This window comes from Rhodoferax sp. (assembly GCF_018780565.1).
Taxonomy (GTDB): Bacteria; Pseudomonadota; Gammaproteobacteria; order Burkholderiales; family Burkholderiaceae_C; genus Rhodoferax.
In genome coordinates this window covers 52,256-71,064 of sequence record NZ_JADMJN010000012.1, presented here as the reverse complement: position 1 = coordinate 71,064, position 18,809 = coordinate 52,256, and the positions used below count along the sequence as shown (strand labels likewise).

Annotated in this window: 17 protein-coding genes; 10 read left to right on the top strand and 7 right to left on the bottom strand. The window is 58.8% G+C overall.

Annotated elements, in window-relative coordinates; translation table 11 throughout:
- The first annotated feature begins 3 nt into the window (after positions 1-3).
- Both IV109_RS16715 and IV109_RS16710 read left to right on the top strand, forming a co-directional pair.
- Positions 4-1,488 (top strand): caspase domain-containing protein, encoded by a 1,485-nt coding sequence (locus tag IV109_RS16715; RefSeq protein ID WP_296699303.1) that lies wholly within the window; start codon positions 4-6, stop codon positions 1,486-1,488.
- Positions 1,485-2,315, top strand: a complete 831-nt coding sequence (locus IV109_RS16710) for a DUF2145 domain-containing protein (RefSeq protein WP_296699299.1) — start codon at positions 1,485-1,487, stop codon at positions 2,313-2,315. The genes IV109_RS16715 and IV109_RS16710 overlap by 4 nt, the downstream gene beginning before the upstream one ends.
- A gap of 35 nt (positions 2,316-2,350) precedes the next feature.
- Here the strand turns inward: IV109_RS16710 and rsxB are convergent, their stop codons facing one another.
- Both rsxB and phaZ read right to left on the bottom strand, forming a co-directional pair.
- Entirely contained in the window at positions 2,351-3,019 is a 669-nt protein-coding gene (gene rsxB / locus IV109_RS16705) for an electron transport complex subunit RsxB (RefSeq protein WP_296699295.1), read from the bottom strand.
- Positions 3,019-4,395, bottom strand: coding sequence for a polyhydroxyalkanoate depolymerase (phaZ, locus tag IV109_RS16700; RefSeq protein WP_296699292.1), 1,377 nt, complete (start codon positions 4,393-4,395; stop codon positions 3,019-3,021). Before phaZ ends, rsxB begins: the two co-directional genes overlap by 1 nt.
- Positions 4,396-4,627: 232 nt before the next feature.
- Between phaZ and ygiD the strand changes: the two genes are divergently transcribed.
- The gene (gene ygiD / locus IV109_RS16695; RefSeq protein ID WP_296699290.1) at positions 4,628-5,485 is read left to right on the top strand and encodes a 4,5-DOPA dioxygenase extradiol; all 858 of its coding nucleotides are present in this window, start codon (positions 4,628-4,630) and stop codon (positions 5,483-5,485) included.
- Here the strand turns inward: ygiD and IV109_RS16690 are convergent, their stop codons facing one another.
- From IV109_RS16690 to bioA, 3 genes are read right to left on the bottom strand one after another with little or no spacing between them, the layout of a single operon-like run.
- Complete coding sequence (locus tag IV109_RS16690) at positions 5,486-6,715, bottom strand: 8-amino-7-oxononanoate synthase (protein WP_296699287.1); 1,230 nt, start codon at positions 6,713-6,715, stop codon at positions 5,486-5,488.
- Positions 6,712-7,389 (bottom strand): dethiobiotin synthase, encoded by a 678-nt coding sequence (gene bioD, locus IV109_RS16685; RefSeq protein WP_296699284.1) that lies wholly within the window; start codon positions 7,387-7,389, stop codon positions 6,712-6,714. The genes IV109_RS16690 and bioD overlap by 4 nt, the downstream gene beginning before the upstream one ends.
- Positions 7,379-8,758 (bottom strand): adenosylmethionine--8-amino-7-oxononanoate transaminase, encoded by a 1,380-nt coding sequence (bioA, locus tag IV109_RS16680; protein WP_296699281.1) that lies wholly within the window; start codon positions 8,756-8,758, stop codon positions 7,379-7,381. Before bioA ends, bioD begins: the two co-directional genes overlap by 11 nt.
- A gap of 223 nt (positions 8,759-8,981) precedes the next feature.
- Here bioA and IV109_RS16675 point away from each other — a divergent pair, with 223 nt between their 5' ends.
- Positions 8,982-11,129, top strand: a complete 2,148-nt coding sequence (locus IV109_RS16675) for an Ig-like domain-containing protein (RefSeq protein ID WP_296699278.1) — start codon at positions 8,982-8,984, stop codon at positions 11,127-11,129.
- A gap of 64 nt (positions 11,130-11,193) precedes the next feature.
- Here the strand turns inward: IV109_RS16675 and IV109_RS16670 are convergent, their stop codons facing one another.
- Together IV109_RS16670 and IV109_RS16665 are read right to left on the bottom strand one after the other, a co-directional pair.
- Positions 11,194-12,039: a Rossmann-like and DUF2520 domain-containing protein gene (locus IV109_RS16670; protein ID WP_296699276.1), complete on the bottom strand. Its 846-nt coding sequence runs from the start codon at positions 12,037-12,039 to the stop codon at positions 11,194-11,196.
- A gap of 83 nt (positions 12,040-12,122) precedes the next feature.
- Positions 12,123-13,319 carry an amino acid aminotransferase gene (locus IV109_RS16665; RefSeq protein ID WP_296699273.1) on the bottom strand — a complete coding sequence of 399 codons (1,197 nt, stop codon included), beginning with the start codon at positions 13,317-13,319 and terminating at the stop codon, positions 12,123-12,125.
- A gap of 162 nt (positions 13,320-13,481) precedes the next feature.
- Here IV109_RS16665 and uvrB point away from each other — a divergent pair, with 162 nt between their 5' ends.
- The 6 genes from uvrB to hscB all read left to right on the top strand — a co-directional run bounded on the left by uvrB (position 13,482) and on the right by hscB (position 18,797).
- The gene (gene uvrB, locus IV109_RS16660; RefSeq protein ID WP_296699270.1) at positions 13,482-15,638 is read left to right on the top strand and encodes an excinuclease ABC subunit UvrB; all 2,157 of its coding nucleotides are present in this window, start codon (positions 13,482-13,484) and stop codon (positions 15,636-15,638) included.
- Between the two features lie 100 nt (positions 15,639-15,738).
- Positions 15,739-16,275, top strand: a complete 537-nt coding sequence (locus IV109_RS16655) for a Fe-S cluster assembly transcription factor (protein ID WP_296699267.1) — start codon at positions 15,739-15,741, stop codon at positions 16,273-16,275.
- A 28-nt stretch (positions 16,276-16,303) separates the two neighbouring features.
- Complete coding sequence (locus tag IV109_RS16650; protein WP_296699263.1) at positions 16,304-17,524, top strand: IscS subfamily cysteine desulfurase; 1,221 nt, start codon at positions 16,304-16,306, stop codon at positions 17,522-17,524.
- A gap of 19 nt (positions 17,525-17,543) precedes the next feature.
- Positions 17,544-17,942 (top strand): Fe-S cluster assembly scaffold IscU, encoded by a 399-nt coding sequence (gene iscU, locus IV109_RS16645; protein WP_296699258.1) that lies wholly within the window; start codon positions 17,544-17,546, stop codon positions 17,940-17,942.
- A gap of 1 nt (position 17,943) precedes the next feature.
- The gene (gene iscA / locus IV109_RS16640; protein ID WP_296699256.1) at positions 17,944-18,267 is read left to right on the top strand and encodes an iron-sulfur cluster assembly protein IscA; all 324 of its coding nucleotides are present in this window, start codon (positions 17,944-17,946) and stop codon (positions 18,265-18,267) included.
- A complete protein-coding gene (hscB, locus tag IV109_RS16635; RefSeq protein WP_296699252.1) occupies positions 18,264-18,797 on the top strand; it encodes a Fe-S protein assembly co-chaperone HscB in 534 nt (177 codons plus the stop codon). Before iscA ends, hscB begins: the two co-directional genes overlap by 4 nt.
- Positions 18,798-18,809: the final 12 nt, after the last annotated feature.

The following is an 18,809-nucleotide window of genomic DNA, read 5'->3' as shown; positions in this document are numbered from 1 at the left end:
GGCATGATCCGCATTTTTTCTGCCTTCCTGATGCGCTGTTCACCAGCGCTTTTTTGCCTGTGGGTGCTATGCCAGGTTGCCGTTGTGCAGGCTCAGCCCAATGCCACGACCGAGCGCAGGGTTGCCCTGGTTGTTGGCAATGCAAGTTACAGAAGCAGTCCGCTCAAGAATCCGCAGAACGATGCGCGCGCGGTGGCCAGTTCTTTGCGCAAGCTCGATTTCGAGGTGATTGAACGCCATAACCTGAGTCGCGAAGCGTTTTCGGTCGTTATCCGGGAATTCGGCGACCGACTCAAGGGGGCCAATGTGGGCCTGTTTTACTTTGCGGGCCACGGCATGCAGGTCAAGGGACGCAATTACCTGGTGCCGGTCGATGTGGACATTGCGCGGGAAGACGAAGTGCCGTACCGAAGTCTTGATCTCAATGAGGTGCTCGACAAGATGGACTCCGCCCGCACCGGGGTCAATCTGGTGGTTCTCGATGCCTGTCGCAACAATCCATTCGCCCGCTCCTTCAAACTGAGCCAGGTGGGGCTGGCGCCGGTGGATGCGCCTCAGGGCACGCTGATTTCTTTCGCCACGGCACCGGGCTCGGTTGCGCAGGATGGGGAGGGCATCAACGGGATGTTCACCGGGGCGCTGTTGAAACATATTGCAGCGCCGGGTCTGGCGGTGGAGCAGATGTTCAAACGCGTTCGCGTCGATGTGGTGCGTGAGTCCAACAACCAGCAGGTGCCCTGGGAGAGCTCGTCCTTGAACCGTGATTTTTCGTTTGCCAAAGCGGCGGTGGGGTCGACCGGTGCGCAGGCTGCACTGGGCGACGGCCGGGCCGCCGAGCTGGCATTGGAATTGGCGTTCTGGGAGTCAGTAAGGGACAGTCGCAATCCGAACGACTATCGGGCTTACCTGGAGCAGTACCCGCAAGGTCGCTTCGCTGCTCTGGCGCGCACCAGATCACAGGGGTCGGTATCGATGGTGGCAACGCCCCGTCCCGGCATCCAGGCCGGGACGCAGGCGCCCACCAGTGAAGTGGCGCTGCCTCACGCGGGCGGTGCAACCGCAAGAGGTTTTGCGGATGGACGGATCAATTTTCGCTTCGCGGGTTTGCCAAACCCTCGCACGGTGGATCTGGGCAGCGCAGCACCGGTGTCGGGCATGGCGGTTTCGCCCGAGGGTTTGTATCTGGTGGCCCTGTCTGGCAGGCAGTTGCATTGGGTTGATCTGGAGCGCGGCAGTGTGCTGCGTCGCACAGCCTGGTCGGGCGACGATATGAGCGCGCTACTGGGTCTGGAGTTCTCTGCCAATGGCCGCTGGTTGTTGTTGAAGATGCAGCGGCAGGGGCAATTCACCCACCAACTGATCGATGTAGGCAGCGGGCAGTTGGTAGGGGAGAGGCCTGCGACCCGTGCAGCATTTGAGGCAGATCGCCCGGCGATCCGTTTGCAGGACAGTGCGGGAAATTCGAATCTCTGGGAGTTGCCTTCATGATTGCCGGCAAGGTTGCAAAAACAGGGGCTTGGGGGCACCGGTTGGTGCAATGTGCGGTCTTGTTCCTGAGCGTTTTCAGCGCCAGCCACTCCTATGCAGGTCAGGATTGCGGCGAGCGCGCTGCGCCAACGCCGCAGGCCTTAGCGCGCGGATTGCAACTGGGCGAGCAAACGCTTGAGCAGTTGGAGCGCAGCGGTGCCTCAATGGCCTTTGTGGCCCGAATCGGACTCAACCTGAGCGAGTTCAATCAGCGCTTTACCCACATGGGCGTGGCCTTGCGTGACCATGTTCGCAACCGCTGGCAAGTGGTTCATCTGCTGAACCCCTGCGGCAAAAGCCAATCGGAGATATTGCTTCAGCCATTGGAGAAGTTTTACGAAGTGGATCTGTATGAGTACGAAGCGCTGGTCGTGGTGCCCAGCCAGGCCCGCCAGGCCATGCTGCGCAATGCTTTCTTGAATCCTGTCAGAGCCAGGGTATTGCATGCCCCCGCCTACAACATGATCGCCCATCCGTTTGACACCCGGTTCCAGAACTCCAACCAATGGATTCTGGAAATGATTGCCCTGGGCCTTGATGAGCGCCAGATGGTGTCCAACCGAAGGCAGGCCCAAGCCTGGCTGAAGGCGCAGGCCTATGAGCCAGGGACAATTCGCATCTCCAACCTGCGTCGCACCGGGGCACGCCTGTTCAGTCCTCACGTGTCTTTTGCCGACCATACGCAGGAAGAATACGAAAATCAGCGCTATTGGGTGGTCACCGTGGATTCCACGGTGCGCCTCTTGGGCAGCCTGGACGCCGGCCTCAAGCAGTTCACGGTCCGCTGAGAAGGTCAGGGCGAGCCTGTCAGGCTGCGCCGCGTCTAGCTGACACCCTGATTCGGGTCACGTTTGGCCCGTGCGCGCAGGAGTGCGGCTTCAATCACCGCCCGCTTTTTGTCCAGCACGGCCGGGTCGGTGTGTTTGGAGTGGCGGGGCAGATCTGCCAGTTTTTCCAGCGCCTTTTCTTCAAGCCGTTTAGCATTCTCCCCCTCATCCCTGTTGCGTCGATAGCTATGAAAAGTATAGCGATCACGGGCCAGGTTGGCCAATGTCGGCGACCATGCGGCCCAGCCGGTTGCCGGACCTGTCACGGTTTCAAGCTCGATACAGTCGACCGGGCACACCGGGAGACACAACTCACACCCGGTGCAGTATTCCTCGATCACGGTGTGCATCAACTTGTTGCTTCCCACAATGGCATCGGTAGGGCAAGCCTTGATGCACAGGGTACAGCCAATGCACCAGTTTTCATCAATGAAGGCGACGGTGCGCGGGCTTTCCACGCCATTGGCGGGGTTCAGCGGCACAACAGGCTGGCCGGTGAGGGCGGCCAGCCATTCAATGCCCTGCTTGCCACCCGGCGGGCATTGGTTGATGTTGGCTTCCCCCTGCGCAATGGCCTGCGCATAGGCGGCGCAATCCGGGTAGCCGCAGCGGGTGCACTGCGTTTGGGGCAGGACCGCAAGGATCCTGGCAGCCAATTCAGCCATTATTTCTTGCGAACAACCTTTTTAGCTACTGTTTTTGTAGCTGTTGAAGTACGTTTGGCCAGGGCTGAAACTGGTTTTGATGTCGCTTTCCCAGTCTTCGCCACGCTACTGCCGGGCTGGTGCTTGAGGATGAAGGATTTGACCTCGGGGTATACCACTTCGCGCCAGCGGCGGCCGCTGAAAATGCCGTAGTGGCCGGCGCCGGGCACTTCCAGGTGCTTTTGTTCAGAGGCGACGACGCCGCTGCAAATGGCGTGCACGGCCTCGGTCTGACCTGAGCCTGAGATATCGTCCAACTCACCTTCAACGGAGAACAGTGCTGTGGTGGTGATGTCTTGTGGCTGGACTCGTTCAATTTTGCCGTCCACCCCTTTGACATCCCATGTGCCATTGACGAGGCTGAAATCCTGGAAAACGACCTTGATGGTGTCCAGGTAATAGTCTGCGTCCATGTCCAGCACAGCGTTGTATTCGTCGTAAAACTTGCGATGCGCCTCGGTGCTTGCATCGTCGCCTTTGATCAGGTCTTTGAAGTAGTCGTAATGGCTTTTGGCATGGTTGCTGGGGTTCATGGCCACAAAGCCTGAATGCTGCAGGAAGCCTGGGTAGACCCGCCGTCCGGCACCCGCAAAGTTGGTTGGCACCCGGTAAATGACGTTGTTCTCAAACCAGTCATAACTCTTGTTCATGGCCAGGTTGTTCACCGCAGTGGGTGATTTGCGGGCATCGATGGGGCCACCCATCATGGTCATGCTCAAGGGCGTGGTTTCGCCCCGGCTGGCCATCAGCGACACGGCAGCCAGCACTGGAACGGTGGGTTGACAGACGCTCATCACGTGGCAATTGCCATAAATGCCTTGCACGTGGCGAATGAATTCCTGCACGTAGTTCACATAGTCGTCCAGATGGAATTCTCCATCCGACATGGGCACCAGACGGGCATTTTTCCAGTCGGTGATATAGACCTTGTGGTCCTTGAGCATGGTTTTCACCGTGTCGCGCAGCAGCGTTGCGTAGTGACCTGACAGCGGTGCCACGATCAGGACGGCAGGCTGGTTCTTGAGCTTGTCCAGGGTGGCAGGATCATCGCTGAAGCGCTTGAAGCGACGCAATTCGCAGAAAGGCTTGTTTAGTTCAACGCGCTCGTGGATCGCAATGTCGATTCCGTCCACGTCAATGGTGCGCAAACCAAATTCTGGCTTCTCGTAGTCCTTGCCTAAGCGGTGCATCAGGTCGTATCCCGCAGACATTCTTTGCGCAAAGGGACTTTGTCCCAGCATGGACAAGGGGTTGCTGAATGCCTTGGAGGCGAACCGGGCCAGATCCGAAAAGGGTTCCATCAAGGAACGCTGGGATTCATAAAGTTGATAAAGCATGATGTACTTTCTGGAAATGGTGCAGTGCAATATAACAGTTCTGAGTGATTTTGGGTTGGGGGGTTAATACCAATATTCCCCTTTCCTGCTTGCTTTTTCGCAAGGTTGGCGAAAGGATTCGCCTCTCATCGGATCGTCTCCGTGTTTAGTTATATATGAAAACGATTTAACATGCCTGTTTGACGACAGACTAGCCGATGCAATCTGTGTTCTGGCATCTATTGGAGCCTCTATGAGCGAAATTTCACAGGTCAGCGCCCTGGGCTCACTTCCATCGCTTGGCAAAACGGCCAGAATGCCGGTGCTTTTTCTGGGTCATGGAAGCCCCATGAACGCTATTGAAGACAATGCCTACCGCCGCAGCTGGCAGGCGTTGGGTGCCGAATTCGGCGTCAAATGGCCAAGGCCGAAGCTGATTCTCTGCATCTCGGCGCACTGGTTGAGCCGAGGGTGGTGGTTGACCGGCATGGCGCAGCCCAGGACCATTCACGATTTTGGTGGCTTTCCGAAAGCACTTTTCGATCAGGAATACCCTGCGCCTGGATTCCCGGAAGCGGCGCAGGACATCGCACGGGCGGTGCACCAGCCCGGTAGCATGGCCGCCTTGTCTCTGGACATGAGCGAATGGGGGCTGGACCATGGCGCATGGTCCGTGCTCAAGCCCATGTTTCCTGCCGCAGATATTCCGGTCATCCAGCTCAGCATGGACTACAGCCGCCCGCCTGCCGAGCATTTTGCGATGGGCCAACAGCTCAAGGGTCTGCGGGAGCAGGGGGTGCTTGTGGTGGGTAGCGGAAACATCGTTCACAACCTGCGTACCATGCAACCCGGCGCCGCCGCGGATCAGGCCTTTGACTGGGCGCATGAATTCGATACCACCATTGCCGGCTATCTGAGCGAGGGCAAGTTGGCGGCGCTGCAGGATTTTCAGAAGCTCGGCGCCATCGCCCAGCAGGCACATCCCACCTACGAGCATTTTCTGCCGCTGCTCTATGCGGCGGGTGCTGTGGAAGCCACGCAAGCACCGGAGTTTTTCAATACCGGCTTTCAGGCGGCCTCGATATCGATGCGCTCGGTGATCTGGGCCTGATCAGCGCGGAGTCGCTGACAGTTGTTCTTCGGCCAGTTCGTACAAGGCGTTCAAAAGCCGCTCGACATCGCTTGATTGGTGGGCTGCAGAAAGCGTGATCCGCAATCGATCGGTGCCTTGTGGCACGGTGGGCGGGCGAATCGCCGGTACCCAGAACCCCCGCTCGCGCAGTTTTTGGGTCAGGAACAGGGCTTGTGTGCTGGAGCCAATGACCAGGGGCTGTATGGCTGTCGTTGAGGGCATCAGTGTCCAGCCACAGGCGTCGAGTGCCGGGTGCGCACCGTGGCTCAGTCCCGAGCGAAGCTGCCGGATGAGGCTTTGCAGGTGCTCACGACGGCGATCTCCTTCCGGGCCCAGAACGCAGGTCAAACTGGCTCGCAGCGCCTGCGCCAGCAAAGCCGGTGCAGCGGTAGCGTAGGTATAGCTCCGTGTGGTCTGCAACAGCCATTCAATCAGGGTGTCGTTTCCTGCGACAAAGGCACCCGCCACGCCCAGGGCTTTGCCCAGAGTGGACATGTAGAGAATCCGATCGGAAGCCTGGTCATCGACCAGATTGGCGGCGGCCAGGGCGCCACGCCCCTGCGGACCCAAAACTCCCAGGCCATGCGCGTCGTCCAGCATGAGCAGGGCATCGAACTGCTGGCAAAGCGCCAGCAGGGCGGGGATGTCAGCAAGGTCGCCGTCCATGCTGAAGACCGCATCGCTGACGACCAGTTTTCTGTGGGCGGTCGATGCGCCCAGCAATGCCTCCAGCGCAGCCAGATTGGCATGCTCGTATCGGTGGATACGGGCTTTGGAGAGGCGTGCACCGTCAATCAGGCAGGCGTGGTTCAGGGAGTCTGAAAAGAGGTCGTCGTCTGCACCCACCAGGGCGGGTATGACGCTGGCATTGGTGGCGTAACCGGCATAGAAGTACAGTGCGCGCGGCAGACCAACTGCGCGGGCCAGTTCGATTTCAAGAGCACGGTTGGCCTCGCTGAAGCCACTGACCATGGGAGATGCACCGGCCCCTACGCCGTACACCTCCACCGCAGCGTGAACCGCGTCACGCAGAATCGGATCGTTGGCCAATCCGAGGTAGTCATTGCTGCAAAACGACAGCAGAGATACGCCGTCGACCTGGAGGTAAGCGTCGTTTTCAGGGACCACAACACGCCGTCGCCTGAGCAGGTTGCGTGTTTCCAGCTCTCGCAGCCGGGGGGCAAATTCACTCAGCCAACTGTCGCTCATATCGTAGGGAGTTCCAGATGAATGTTCTGTGGGGCGGGCGTGTCGGACCAGGGCACAACACCCAGCAGCGGGGCTCCCAACCTGTGGCGCAAGGTGTCGATGTTTTCGGCAAGCGCGGGCATGTCGGGTGTCACCACATTGGCAACCCAACCCACGAGCTTGAGTCCATCACGGCGAATAGCCTCTGCCGTCAGAAGTGCATGGTTCAGGCAGCCCAGGCGCATGCCCACCACCAGCAAGACCGGCGCGCCCAGGGCCACGGCGAAATCGGCGAGCGTTTGCGTCGGGTTGACCGGCACACGCCAGCCGCCGGAACCCTCCACGACCATGAAGTCGCACAGCGTGGCCAGTTCTCGCTGTGCTTCCAGTAGCTGCGCGACGGTGACAGTGCGCCGCTCCAGGTCCGCAGCAATGTGGGGCGAGAGCGGATGGATGAGGGCGACCGGATTGGCCAGTTGCGCAGGCACGGCAATGCTCGAAGCCGACGCCAGGGCCAACACGTCATCGCTGACCCATTGACCGTTGCGCTGTTCCAGACCCGCCGCGACCGGCTTCATGCCAACGACCCGGCGGTAGTGGCGGCGATAGGTCAGAAGCAGCGCTGAACTGATCAGCGTTTTGCCCACACCCGTGTCGGTGCCAGTGACAAAGATGCAAGCCTTTTCAGACGCCATCGATCGTGCCCACCCGGCTGGTTTGCGCATGCGACTCTTGCGCCAGGGTCGCCTCCAGCGCGGCGAATGCAGCTTCTGCCAGAAACTTGCCCTCGGAATCACTGATCACATAAGGGGGCATGGCGTAGACCGTATGCCCAATGGGGCGCAGGATGACGCCTCGCGCCAGGGCCTGCGCGGCGTAGCGTTTGGCGAAATCCGGCAGGCTGGTTTCAATGTCCCAGGCGAAGATCATGCCCAGTTTTCTGGCGTGGTGCGCGCGCGGATGATTCGACAGCGGTGCAAACTGGGTCCATAGCCTTTTGGAAGTCTGAACATTCTTTTCCAGAATGCCGGTCTGTTCGAACAGATCCAGCGTCGCCAGCGCTGCGCGGCATGCCAGGGGGTTGCCTGTGTAGCTGTGTGAGTGCAAAAAGCCCCGGGCTACGTCGTCGTCATAAAACGCTTCGTAAATGCCGTCGGTCGTCAGCACCGCAGACAAGGGAAGTGTTCCGCCGGTCAGCCCTTTGGACAGGCAAATGAAGTCGGGGTGAATGCCGGCCTGCTGATGGGCAAACATCGTGCCGGTGCGGCCAAACCCAACGGCGATTTCGTCGAGAACCAAATGCACTTCAAAGCGCGTGCAGAGATCCCTGACGCGCTGCAAATAGAGCGGGTGGTACATCACCATGCCGGAGGCGCACTGCACCATGGGCTCCAGAATAATGGCGGCAGTGCAAGGGTGGTGCTCGTCCAGCCATGCTTCAAGTTGAGCCGCGGCTTCTTCTGCGACCATGGCCGGTGTTATCGACCCCTCAGCCCTGCGCGCATCCGGGCTGGGAACCGTGGCTCCCAGCCGCAGCAGCGGTGCATAAGCAGTTCGAAACAGCGGTATGTCAGTGACGGCCAGGGCGCCTACGGTTTCGCCGTGGTAGCCACCTTGCAGACCTAAAAATTTGCATTTTTCGGCACGTCCGGCATTGCGCCAGAAATGCGCACTCATCTTCAGCGCAATTTCGGTGGCCGAAGCTCCGTCACTACCGTAAAAGGCGTGCCCCAGACCGGTCAGTGCGGCCAATCGTTCTGACAACTCCACCACAGGTGGGTGCGTAAAGCCGGCCAGCATGACATGGTCCAGCCGGTCAAGCTGGTCGACCAGCGCCTGCCGGATGTGCGGATGGTTGTGGCCAAACAGGTTAACCCACCATGAGCTGATGCCGTCCAGAAACTTTTGCCCCTGCGCATCTTCCAGCCACACGCCTTGCGCGCGCACGATGGGTATGAGGGCGTGCCGGGGCTGCTCGGCGGTGCCATGCAACTTCATTTGTGTGCAGGGGTGCCAAACGGCTTTCAGGCTGCGGTTGCGCCATTCGGCATTGAGATCATTCATGGGTGTTGCTGAGGCGCTTTCCAGGTCGGGACGGCGATTGTAGGTGTCGTGCTCCGGCCGGGTTGGGGGCTTGGGTTCGTGACTTAAGTCACATTGGTGACTCAAATCAAGCGGGGGGCGTATTCTCGGCGGGGTTAACCCGGATGTGCGATGCATGTGGATGCCCTAAAAACGCAGCTTCCGAACGATATGTCTCAGATCGGAACACAAAAGGAAAAGAATCATGTTCGTTTACCGTGTCCGTCCGCTCGTGGCGGCTGTTTCCCTTGTCCTGATTCCATTGGCTGTGCTTGCCGATGGCGTCAGCGTCCGCTTCGATCTGTCTGATCCTGCAGGCACTCCATTCCCGAGTGACCGCTTCAGCAGCCGTGACTGGTCGAACAAGACCTTTCGCCGCGTCAACCTGCCCAAGCCCGACTGCGCGGTTCGTCCCAACGATTGCGCTGATATTGACGTGATCAACACGCTGGACGGTTTTTCCACCCAGCCACGCATCACGGTGCCGTTCAATGGCGCCATCGATGTCAGCACCGTCAACAGCCAGACCATTTACCTCGTCAACCTGGGCGACACCCAGACCCTGCGCGGGGCGGGCCAGCGCGTCGGCATCAATCAGATTCTGTGGGACCCGGCCAAGATGACGCTGGCATTTGAGAGCGATGAGCTGCTGGCGCAGCATTCGCGCTACATGGTGGTCATCACCGACGGCGTACGTGACACCCATGGCAAGAAAATCAAAATGTCCCATGAGGGGGAAGGTTTCGGCACGGGCCGTGGCACCGCCGAATATGCGCGCGATTTGCGCGATAGTCTGCACGGACACCGTCACGGTGGCCGGCATCAGGTCGTTGCAGCCAGTCTGTTCACCACCCAGACCATTACCGCCGATCTGGAGAAGATTGGCCACAGCATTCGACGCTCCACCCCCGCAGCGGCTGATTTCATGATCGGAACAGAATCTGGTGCGGCTGTGCGCGCTGTGTTTCCTGTGGCCAGTGTGGCGGGTATCCAGTTCAACCGCCACACTGGGACTGCCCCCAATTTCACGACCGGCTACCTGCCGACGCCCGCGCTGGGTGTGGTGCCAGGCGCAGTCGGCCAGATTGCTTATGGCAAGTTCCGCTCTCCGGAGTATCTGACCGCGGACAAGTACATTCCCGCGACGCCTACCTGGACTGGCCAGCCGCAACCGCAGAGCAGCAAGGAACTGGTGTTCCAGCTGCATGTGCCGGCAGGTCCGAAGCCGGCGGGCGGCTGGCCTGTGGCCATCTTTGGTCACGGCTTCACGGACAGCATGTACGGTGCACCCTGGACGGTGGCGTCGGTGTTTGCATCGCAAGGCATTGCCACCCTGGCCATCAACGTGGTCGGGCACGGTGGCGGGCCATTGGGTAACCTGACGGTGTTGCGCAGCAACGGTGGTGCACCGGTGTCGTTGCCAGCGGGTGGCCGCGGGATTGACCAGGATGGCAACGGCGTCATTGATTCAACCGAAGGTGTCAATGCAGCAGCGCCGCGCAGCATTATCAGCAGCCGTGATGGCCTGCGTCAGACCGTGATCGACCTGATGCAAATGGTGCGTCAAGTGCAAGTGGGCATGGATGTCGATGGCGACGGCGTGGCTGACCTGAACGCGCAGCGCATCTACTATGCGGGCCAGTCCTTTGGTGGCATTTACGGCACGATTTTCCTGGGCGTCGAACCTGCGATCAAAGCGGGCGTTCCCAATGTGCCGGGTGGCTCCATCACCGAGGTGGCGCGTCTGGGTGGCTTTCGCTTCCTGACGGCTGTGGCGCTGGCCCAGCGCCAGCCCCAGCTGTTGAATGTTGCGCCTACGCCTGGAGTGCCGGTCCCTTTCAACCTGAACTTCAACGAAAACATGCCGCTGCGCAATCAGCCCGCAGTGATCAATACCGTGCCAGGCGCATGGGCGATCACCGAGGTGCTGGAGCGCAACGAATGGGTTCAGCAGTCAGGCAACCCGGTGTCGTATGCACGGCATATCCGCAAGCAGCCGCTGCCAGGCAATGGCGTGAAGCCCGTACTGTTCCAGTTCGCCAAGGGTGACGCGACGGTGCCCAACCCGACCACCAGCGCCATCCTGCGCGCCGGTGATCTGGCTGATCGCGCCACTATCTTCCGCAATGATCTGGCTTACGGGGTCAACGCCGGGGTTGGCAAGAACCCGCACACCTTCCTGACCAACATCAGCAATCCAGTCGGTGCGCCTTATGCCATTGGGGCACAGCAGCAGATTGCCACCTTCTTTGCCAGCAATGGTGCAACTGTGATCGACCCGGACGGCGCTGGCCCCTTCTTTGAAGTGCCTGTGACGCTGCCTTTGCCCGAGACCTTGAACTATCTGCCCTGACCGTTAACCGGTTCTGGTATTTCCGGGGTGATGAACTGGGCAGGGGCTCAGGCATCACCCCTTTTTACATATCAGGGGCGGGAGAGGGTGGGAGAGGGATGGTACCCATCTCGGCGGCCAGCTGGCTCAGCGCTGCGTAAGCTTGGCCTGCGGCCATGTTCCATTGGGCCACCGCTTGGCCCTGGCGTGCGACCAATGCCTTGTCGCCTCGGGCGGCTGGGCCGGTCAGTGCACCTGCAGGCCCCAGTGCAAGGATGTTGTCCACCGCATTTTGAAGCAGGCTTTTATTGAGCTGTAACGCCAGTTCGGGAGGCACACCGCTGTCCTGCCAGAGCCGGTTGGCAAGTGACTGCAGCACGGGCAGGAAGTTGGTCGCAAAAACAGCACCCGCGTGGTACAGCAATTTGTGTTCAGCCAATATGGCAAAGCAGCGTGCGCCAATGGCTTGAAAAGAAGGTTCCAGCTCGGCCAGAACGGCAGCATCGCCTTCCAGTGCACACGGGGTGCCGGGAAACTGTTGCAACGCAGCTTGTGGACTTGCGAAGCTCAGCAGGCAGTGCGCGCTGGCCACGTGCCAGCCCAGGTCGCGCAGGGGTTGGAGTTCTGTCGATGCCAGCGCGCCGCTGCAATGGAACGCGATGGAAGGCCGGTTTGCACTGGCGGTCTGCGCCAGCCCGGACGCCACCGCCGCAATCTGCCGGTCTGGCACCGCCAGCATCCACACATCCGCCGCACGCAGGGTTTGCAGCGCGCCCGCAACATGACCGGCACCGATGAATGCGATGGCTTCGCTGGCGGACGCCGCAGAGTTGGTCAGAACATCCTGAATCAGGTAGGCGCCACGGTCATGCCAGAGCCGTCCTAAGGTGCGCCCGACGCGTCCGCCGCCAATGATGTTGAGTGACTTCATCTGGGGTGGATTGCTGAAATACTACAAAATGTATAGCAAACAAAGCCCTTTTTAAAAGGGCTAGGAGCATATTTCTATCTGGATCAGACCACCTTGGCAATCGATGCACAGACGTAGTCGATGTTCTTGCTGTTCAGCGCGGCCACGCACATGCGACCAGTGTCTGTGCCATAGACGCCGAATTCGTTGCGCAGGCGCACCATCTGGTCTTTGGACAGGCCGGAGTAGCTGAACATGCCAATTTGGCTTGTGATGAAGCTCATGTCCTGCTTGACGCCGGCAGCCTTGAGACCGTCCACCAGTTTCTGGCGCATGGCCTTGATGCGCACACGCATCTCGCCCAGTTCCTTTTCCCAGAGGGCTCGCAACTCGGGGTTGTTCAAAACGGCCGCCACGATGGCACCGCCATGGGTTGGCGGATTGGAGTAGTTGGTGCGAATCACGATCTTGAGCTGGCTCAGTACGCGATCGGCTTCTTCCTTGTTAGCGCACAGCACCGACAGAGCCCCCACCCGCTCGCCGTACAGGCTGAAGCTCTTGCTGAACGAGGTGGAAACGAAGAAATCCAGCCCGGCAGCGACGAACTTGCCAATGACGGCACCGTCTTCGGCAATGCCATGGCCAAAGCCCTGGTAGGCCATGTCGAGGAAAGGCACCAGGTTTTGGGCCTTGACGGCGGCGATAACCTGGTCCCATTGTGCGGCTGTGATGTCATAACCAGTTGGGTTGTGGCAGCAAGCGTGCAGCAGGATGATGGTACCCGCAGGTGCGGCATTCAGATCAGCCAACATGCCGTCAAAGTCGATGCCGCGCTTGGCAGCGTCGTAGTAGCGGTAGGTTTCCACCGTGAAGCCGGCGCTATTGAACAGGGCGCGGTGGTTTTCCCAGCTGGGGTCGGAAATCAGAACTTTGGCATTGGGGTTGAGTTTTTTCAGAAAATCAGCGCCGATCTTGAGGCCGCCGGTGCCGCCAATGCCTTGTACCGTGGCCACGCGGCCGGATTTCACGGGCTCGCTGTCCGCGCCAAACACCAGCCCCTTGACTGCAGCGTCATAGGCAGCAATGCCGTCGATCGGCAGGTAGCCCCGTGCAGCAGGCTTTTCCATCATGGTTTTTTCGGCGGCTTGCACGCACTGAAGCAATGGCAGCTTGCCGTTGTCGTCGAAATAGACACCGACACCCAGGTTCACTTTGGCCGGGTTGGTGTCGGCATTGAACTGCTCGTTCAAACCCAGAATGGGATCGCGGGGGGCCATTTCAACAGCGGAAAAGAGAGACATGTAAGGTCCTTTGACAGTAATTAAGGGGCAAACTCATTCCGGATTTCCTGTGCAATCCAGCCTTCCCGGGAAGGCAATCTCAGGTAGCGCTGGCGCGCAAGGGCCGAAATGGCGTATTCTTTTGGGTTCCCCTGAATTTTACCGGGCTGAGATCGGGTTTCCATGCAAGACGTTTCTGAAGTTGTTCCTGAATCTGAAAAGGGCGCATCCGCTGGCGCCATGGACGAAGCCTTGCCCAGCACGGCAGCGGGGCATTTCGTCAGTTTCCCGGATTCTCCGTTTGAGCTGTACCAGCCCTATCCTCCGGCGGGCGACCAGCCCGAGGCCATCAATAAATTGGTCGAGGGTGTGGAAGATGGCGAGGTGTTCCAGACCCTGCTGGGCGTCACTGGCTCGGGTAAAACCTTCACTATGGCCAACGTGATTGCGCGCCTGGGCCGGCCGGCCATTGTTTTCGCACCCAATAAAACGCTGGCGGCCCAGTTGTACAGCGAGTTCCGCGAGTTTTTCCCGAAAAATGCGGTGGAGTATTTCGTCAGCTATTACGACTATTACCAGCCAGAAGCCTATGTGCCCCAGCGCGACCTGTTCATTGAGAAAGACTCCGCCATCAACGAACACATCGAACAGATGCGCCTCTCCTGCACCAAAAGCCTCTTGGAGCGACGCGATGTGGTGATTGTGGCAACGGTTTCGGCCATCTACGGCATTGGACAGCCTGAGGCTTACCACCAGATGGTGATGACGCTGCGTACGGGCGACAAAATGGGCCAGCGCGATGTGATTGCTCAACTGGTGCGCATGCAGTACCAGCGCAATGACGCTGATTTTTCGCGCGGCAAGTTCCGTGTGCGCGGCGACACCATTGACGTGTTTCCGGCCGAGCACAGTGAGATGGCGATTCGCATCGAGCTGTTTGATGACGAGATTGAATCGCTGCAGTTGTTTGACCCACTGACCGGCCGTATTCGCCAAAGGATTCCCCGTTTTACCGTCTACCCCAGCAGCCACTACGTGACGCCGCGCGATCAAGTGCTGACGGCAGTGGAAACCATCAAGCTGGAGCTGTCGGACCGGGTCAAGGAGTTTGTAAGCCAGGGCAAGCTGGTGGAGGCGCAGCGGCTGGAGCAACGCACCCGGTTCGATCTGGAGATGCTCAGCGAGGTCGGGCATTGCAAAGGCATTGAAAACTACTCGCGGCACCTGTCCGGGGCGGCCCCCGGTGAGCCGCCTGCAACCTTGACCGATTACCTGCCCAAGGACGCGCTGATGTTTCTGGACGAAAGTCACGTGCTGATCGGTCAATTTGGCGGCATGTACAACGGCGACCGTTCGCGCAAGACCACGCTGGTGGAATACGGCTTCCGACTGCCCAGTGCGCTGGACAACCGCCCCCTTAAATTTGAAGAGTTCGAGACCAAGATGCGCCAGGCCATTTTTGTGTCTGCGACGCCCGCCCAGTGGGAGAAAGACCACGCGGGTCAGGTGGTTGAGCAGCTGGTGCGTCCCACCGGGCTGGTGGACCCTGAAGTGGAGGTGCGTCCTGCCACCCATCAGGTGGACGACGTGCTGCAGGAGATCCGCATCCGGGTCGAAAAACACGAACGGGTATTGATCACGACGCTGACCAAACGCATGGCCGAGCAGCTGACAGACTATTTGAGTGATAACGGCGTGAAGGTACGCTACCTGCACAGCGATGTGGACACCGTTGAGCGGGTTGAAATTCTGCGTGACCTGCGCCTGGGTACTTTTGACGTGTTGGTCGGGATCAATCTGCTGCGGGAGGGGCTTGACATCCCTGAGGTGTCGCTGGTTGCCATTCTGGACGCTGACAAGGAAGGCTTCTTACGTTCCGAGCGCTCGCTGATCCAGACCATTGGCCGCGCCGCCCGCAATTTGCATGGCCGGGCGATTTTGTATGCCGACAAGGTTACCGAATCGATGAAAAAGGCGATGGGCGAAACCGAGCGGCGGCGCGAAAAGCAAATTGCCCACAACCTGGCGCACGGCATCACGCCACGGAGCATCGTCAAACAGGTCAAGGACCTGATCGATGGTGTTTACAGCGAAAAGGCCGGCAAAGAGGCGGAAAAGCTTGAGCGCGACGCCATGCAGCGGGCGCAGGTCGAGGACATGAGCGAGAAGGATATCTCCCGCGAAATCAAGCGCCTGGAGAAATTGATGATGGAGCACGCCCGTAATCTGGAGTTTGAGAAGGCGGCGCGGGTTCGCGATCAATTGGGCATCCTGAAGCAACAGGCCTTCGGTGCACCGGGCACGGACAATATTGCCGCCATTTCACCTGATAAAAATTAGGGTCAACCGATGGTCCCGGCCTGCTTACCCGAGCAAATTACTGGGGTTTTTGCTATACTTGACGTTGTTGGTCAACTAAATACGACTGAAGGAGTCTGCCATGCGTCTCACCACCAAAGGCCGTTTTGCGGTCACTGCGATGATTGATCTGGGTTTGCGCCAGAGCGGCGGCCCGGTCACTTTGGCCGCCATCAGCCAACGCCAGCAAATTTCCCTGTCCTATCTTGAGCAACTGTTTGGCAAGTTGCGTCGTCATGAACTGGTGGAGTCCACCCGGGGGCCCGGCGGAGGTTACAGTCTGGCCCGCAATCCGGCGGAGATTACCGTGGCTGACATCATCACGTCGGTCGATGAGCCGATTGATGCGACCCATTGCGGCGGCAAGGAGAATTGCCTGGGCGAGGGGGAGCGTTGCATGACCCACGACCTCTGGACTGCGCTGAATGTGAAAATGGTGGAGTTTTTGAATTCGGTGACGCTTCAAAAGCTGGTGGATGACCAGCTGGCCAAGGGCTTGCAGGTTGAAGACAAGCCCAGCGTCAAGCGGGCTATCTCTGCCATGCCGATTTCCAAGCCGATTCGAATCAATGCGCCCAATTCGGTTTTTGCCTTGGGCAACGCTTTTTCCAAAACCTGATTTTTGTATCGCCAGCAGCGAATTTGACATGGACACCACACCTCATTTCCCGATTTACATGGATTACAGCGCCACCACGCCGTGCGATGAGCGCGTCGTGGATGCCATGATTCCCTGGTTGCGTCAGCATTTTGGCAATCCTGCTTCACGCAGCCACGCTTGGGGCTGGGAAGCTGAAGCAGCCGTTGAAAAAGCCCGCGAACACGTGGCTGCACTGATCGGTGCCGACCCCCGTGAAATCGTCTGGACATCGGGTGCGACCGAGTCGATCAATCTGGCGCTCAAAGGTGCAGCCGGTTTTTACAAGACCAAAGGCAAGCACATCATTACCGTCAAGACCGAGCACAAAGCCGTGCTGGATACGTGTCGTGAGCTGGAGCGTCAGGGTTTTGATGTCAGCTATCTGGACGTTCAGCCCGATGGACTGATTGATCTGGCAGTTTTCAAGGCCGCTATCCGTCCTGACACCATTCTGGCCAGCGTGATGTTTGTCAACAATGAAATTGGCGTGATCCAGGACATTGCGGCCATCGGGGCAATTTGCCGTGAAAAAGGAATCATTTTTCACGTCGATGCGGCGCAGGCCACCGGACGTGTAGACATCGATCTGAGCAAGTTGCCGGTCGATCTGATGAGCCTGACTTCCCACAAGACCTATGGGCCCAAAGGCGTCGGAGGCTTGTTCGTTCGGCGCAAGCCGCGTGTGCGGATCGAGGCGCAAATGCATGGCGGTGGTCACGAGCGCGGCATGCGATCGGGCACCTTGCCAACACACCAGATTGTGGGCATGGGCGAGGCCTATCGGATTGCCCGGGCAGAGATGGCTGGTGAAAACGTTCGAATTCGTGCTCTGCATGACCGGATGCTGGCGGGTCTCAAAGACGTTGAGCAGGTGTTCATCAATGGCCATCTTGAACAACGCGTGCCGCACAACCTGAATATGAGCTTCAATTACGTGGAGGGTGAATCCTTGATGATGGGTATCAAGGGCTTGGCCGTGTCCAGTGGCTCGGCCTGTACATCGGCCAGTCTGGAGCCCAGTTACGTGTTGCGCGCCCTGGGTCGCAGCGATGAGTTGGCGCACAGCAGTCTGCGCATGACGATCGGTCGTTACACCACGGAAGCCGATATTGATTACGCCATTGAGACCATCAAGCTCAATGTGGCCAAACTGCGTGAATTGAGCCCGTTGTGGGACATGTACAAAGACGGCATTGACATCAGCACCATCCAGTGGGCTGCGCACTAAACATTAAGAGGTACACAAAATGGCATATTCTGAAAAAGTTGTTGACCACTATGAAAACCCCCGCAACGTCGGCTCCTTTGACAAGGGCGATGACTCGGTGGGTACGGGGATGGTGGGAGCACCGGCTTGCGGTGACGTCATGAAGCTGCAGATCAAGGTCAACCCGGATACCGGCGTGATTGAAGATGCACGGTTCAAGACCTACGGTTGTGGCTCGGCCATTGCTTCGTCTTCTCTGGTAACAGAATGGGTGAAGGGCAAGACGCTGGACCAGGCGGCGGCTCTTAAGAACAGCGAGATCGCTGAGGAACTGGCCTTGCCGCCGGTGAAGATTCATTGCTCTATCCTGGCTGAAGATGCCATCAAAGCGGCCGTGAATGACTACCGGCAGAAACATAACGCAGCACAGACGCAATAACATGGCTGTTACGCTGACCGAAGCTGCTGCCCGGCACGTTACCCGCTACCTCAGCAAACGTGGCAAGGGGGTGGGTGTGCGCCTGGGTGTCAAGACCACAGGCTGCTCAGGCCTGGCCTACAAACTTGAGTATGTGGACGAAATCGGGCCCGAAGATATGGTTTTTGAAGGCCATGGCGTGAAGGTGCTGATCGAGCCCAAAAGTTTTGCTTATCTGGATGGTACCGAGCTTGATTTTGTCCGCGAAGGACTCAATGAAGGCTTCAAATTCAACAATCCCAAAGAGCGTGATCGCTGTGGCTGCGGCGAGTCGTTTCGGGTGTGAATCTTCAGTCCAGTGATTTTGAATTGTTCGGTCTTGTCGCCCGGTTTGCGCAGGACCGTTCGGTCATTGATGCCCGGTGGAAAGATTTGCAGCGTGAGGCGCATCCTGACAAGTTTGCAGCACAGGGTTCTGCAGCGCAGCGCTTGGCGATGCAGTGGTCAGTGCGTATCAACGAAGCCTATCAGCGCTTGAAGGACCCCCTCAGGCGCGCCGCTTATCTGTGCGAGTTGAATGCTGCGCCAGTCAATGCCGAGAACAACACGGCCATGCCAACCGAATTCCTGATGCAGCAAATGAGCTGGCGTGAGGCTCTGGACGAGGCCGACAGCCTGGCTGATCTGGAAGATCTCGCCGCACAAGTGATGGCAGCCCGGCAAGAGGTTTTGCACAGGTTCGGAGAGTTACTGGACGATCAACAGGATTACATAGCGGCTGTGCAGCAGGTCAGGACGCTGATGTTTATCGAGCGTTTCGCCAGCGATGTGGAAGCCCGCCTTGACCGAATGGACACCGCAGACAGGGGACAATAGCGCCTCGACCTG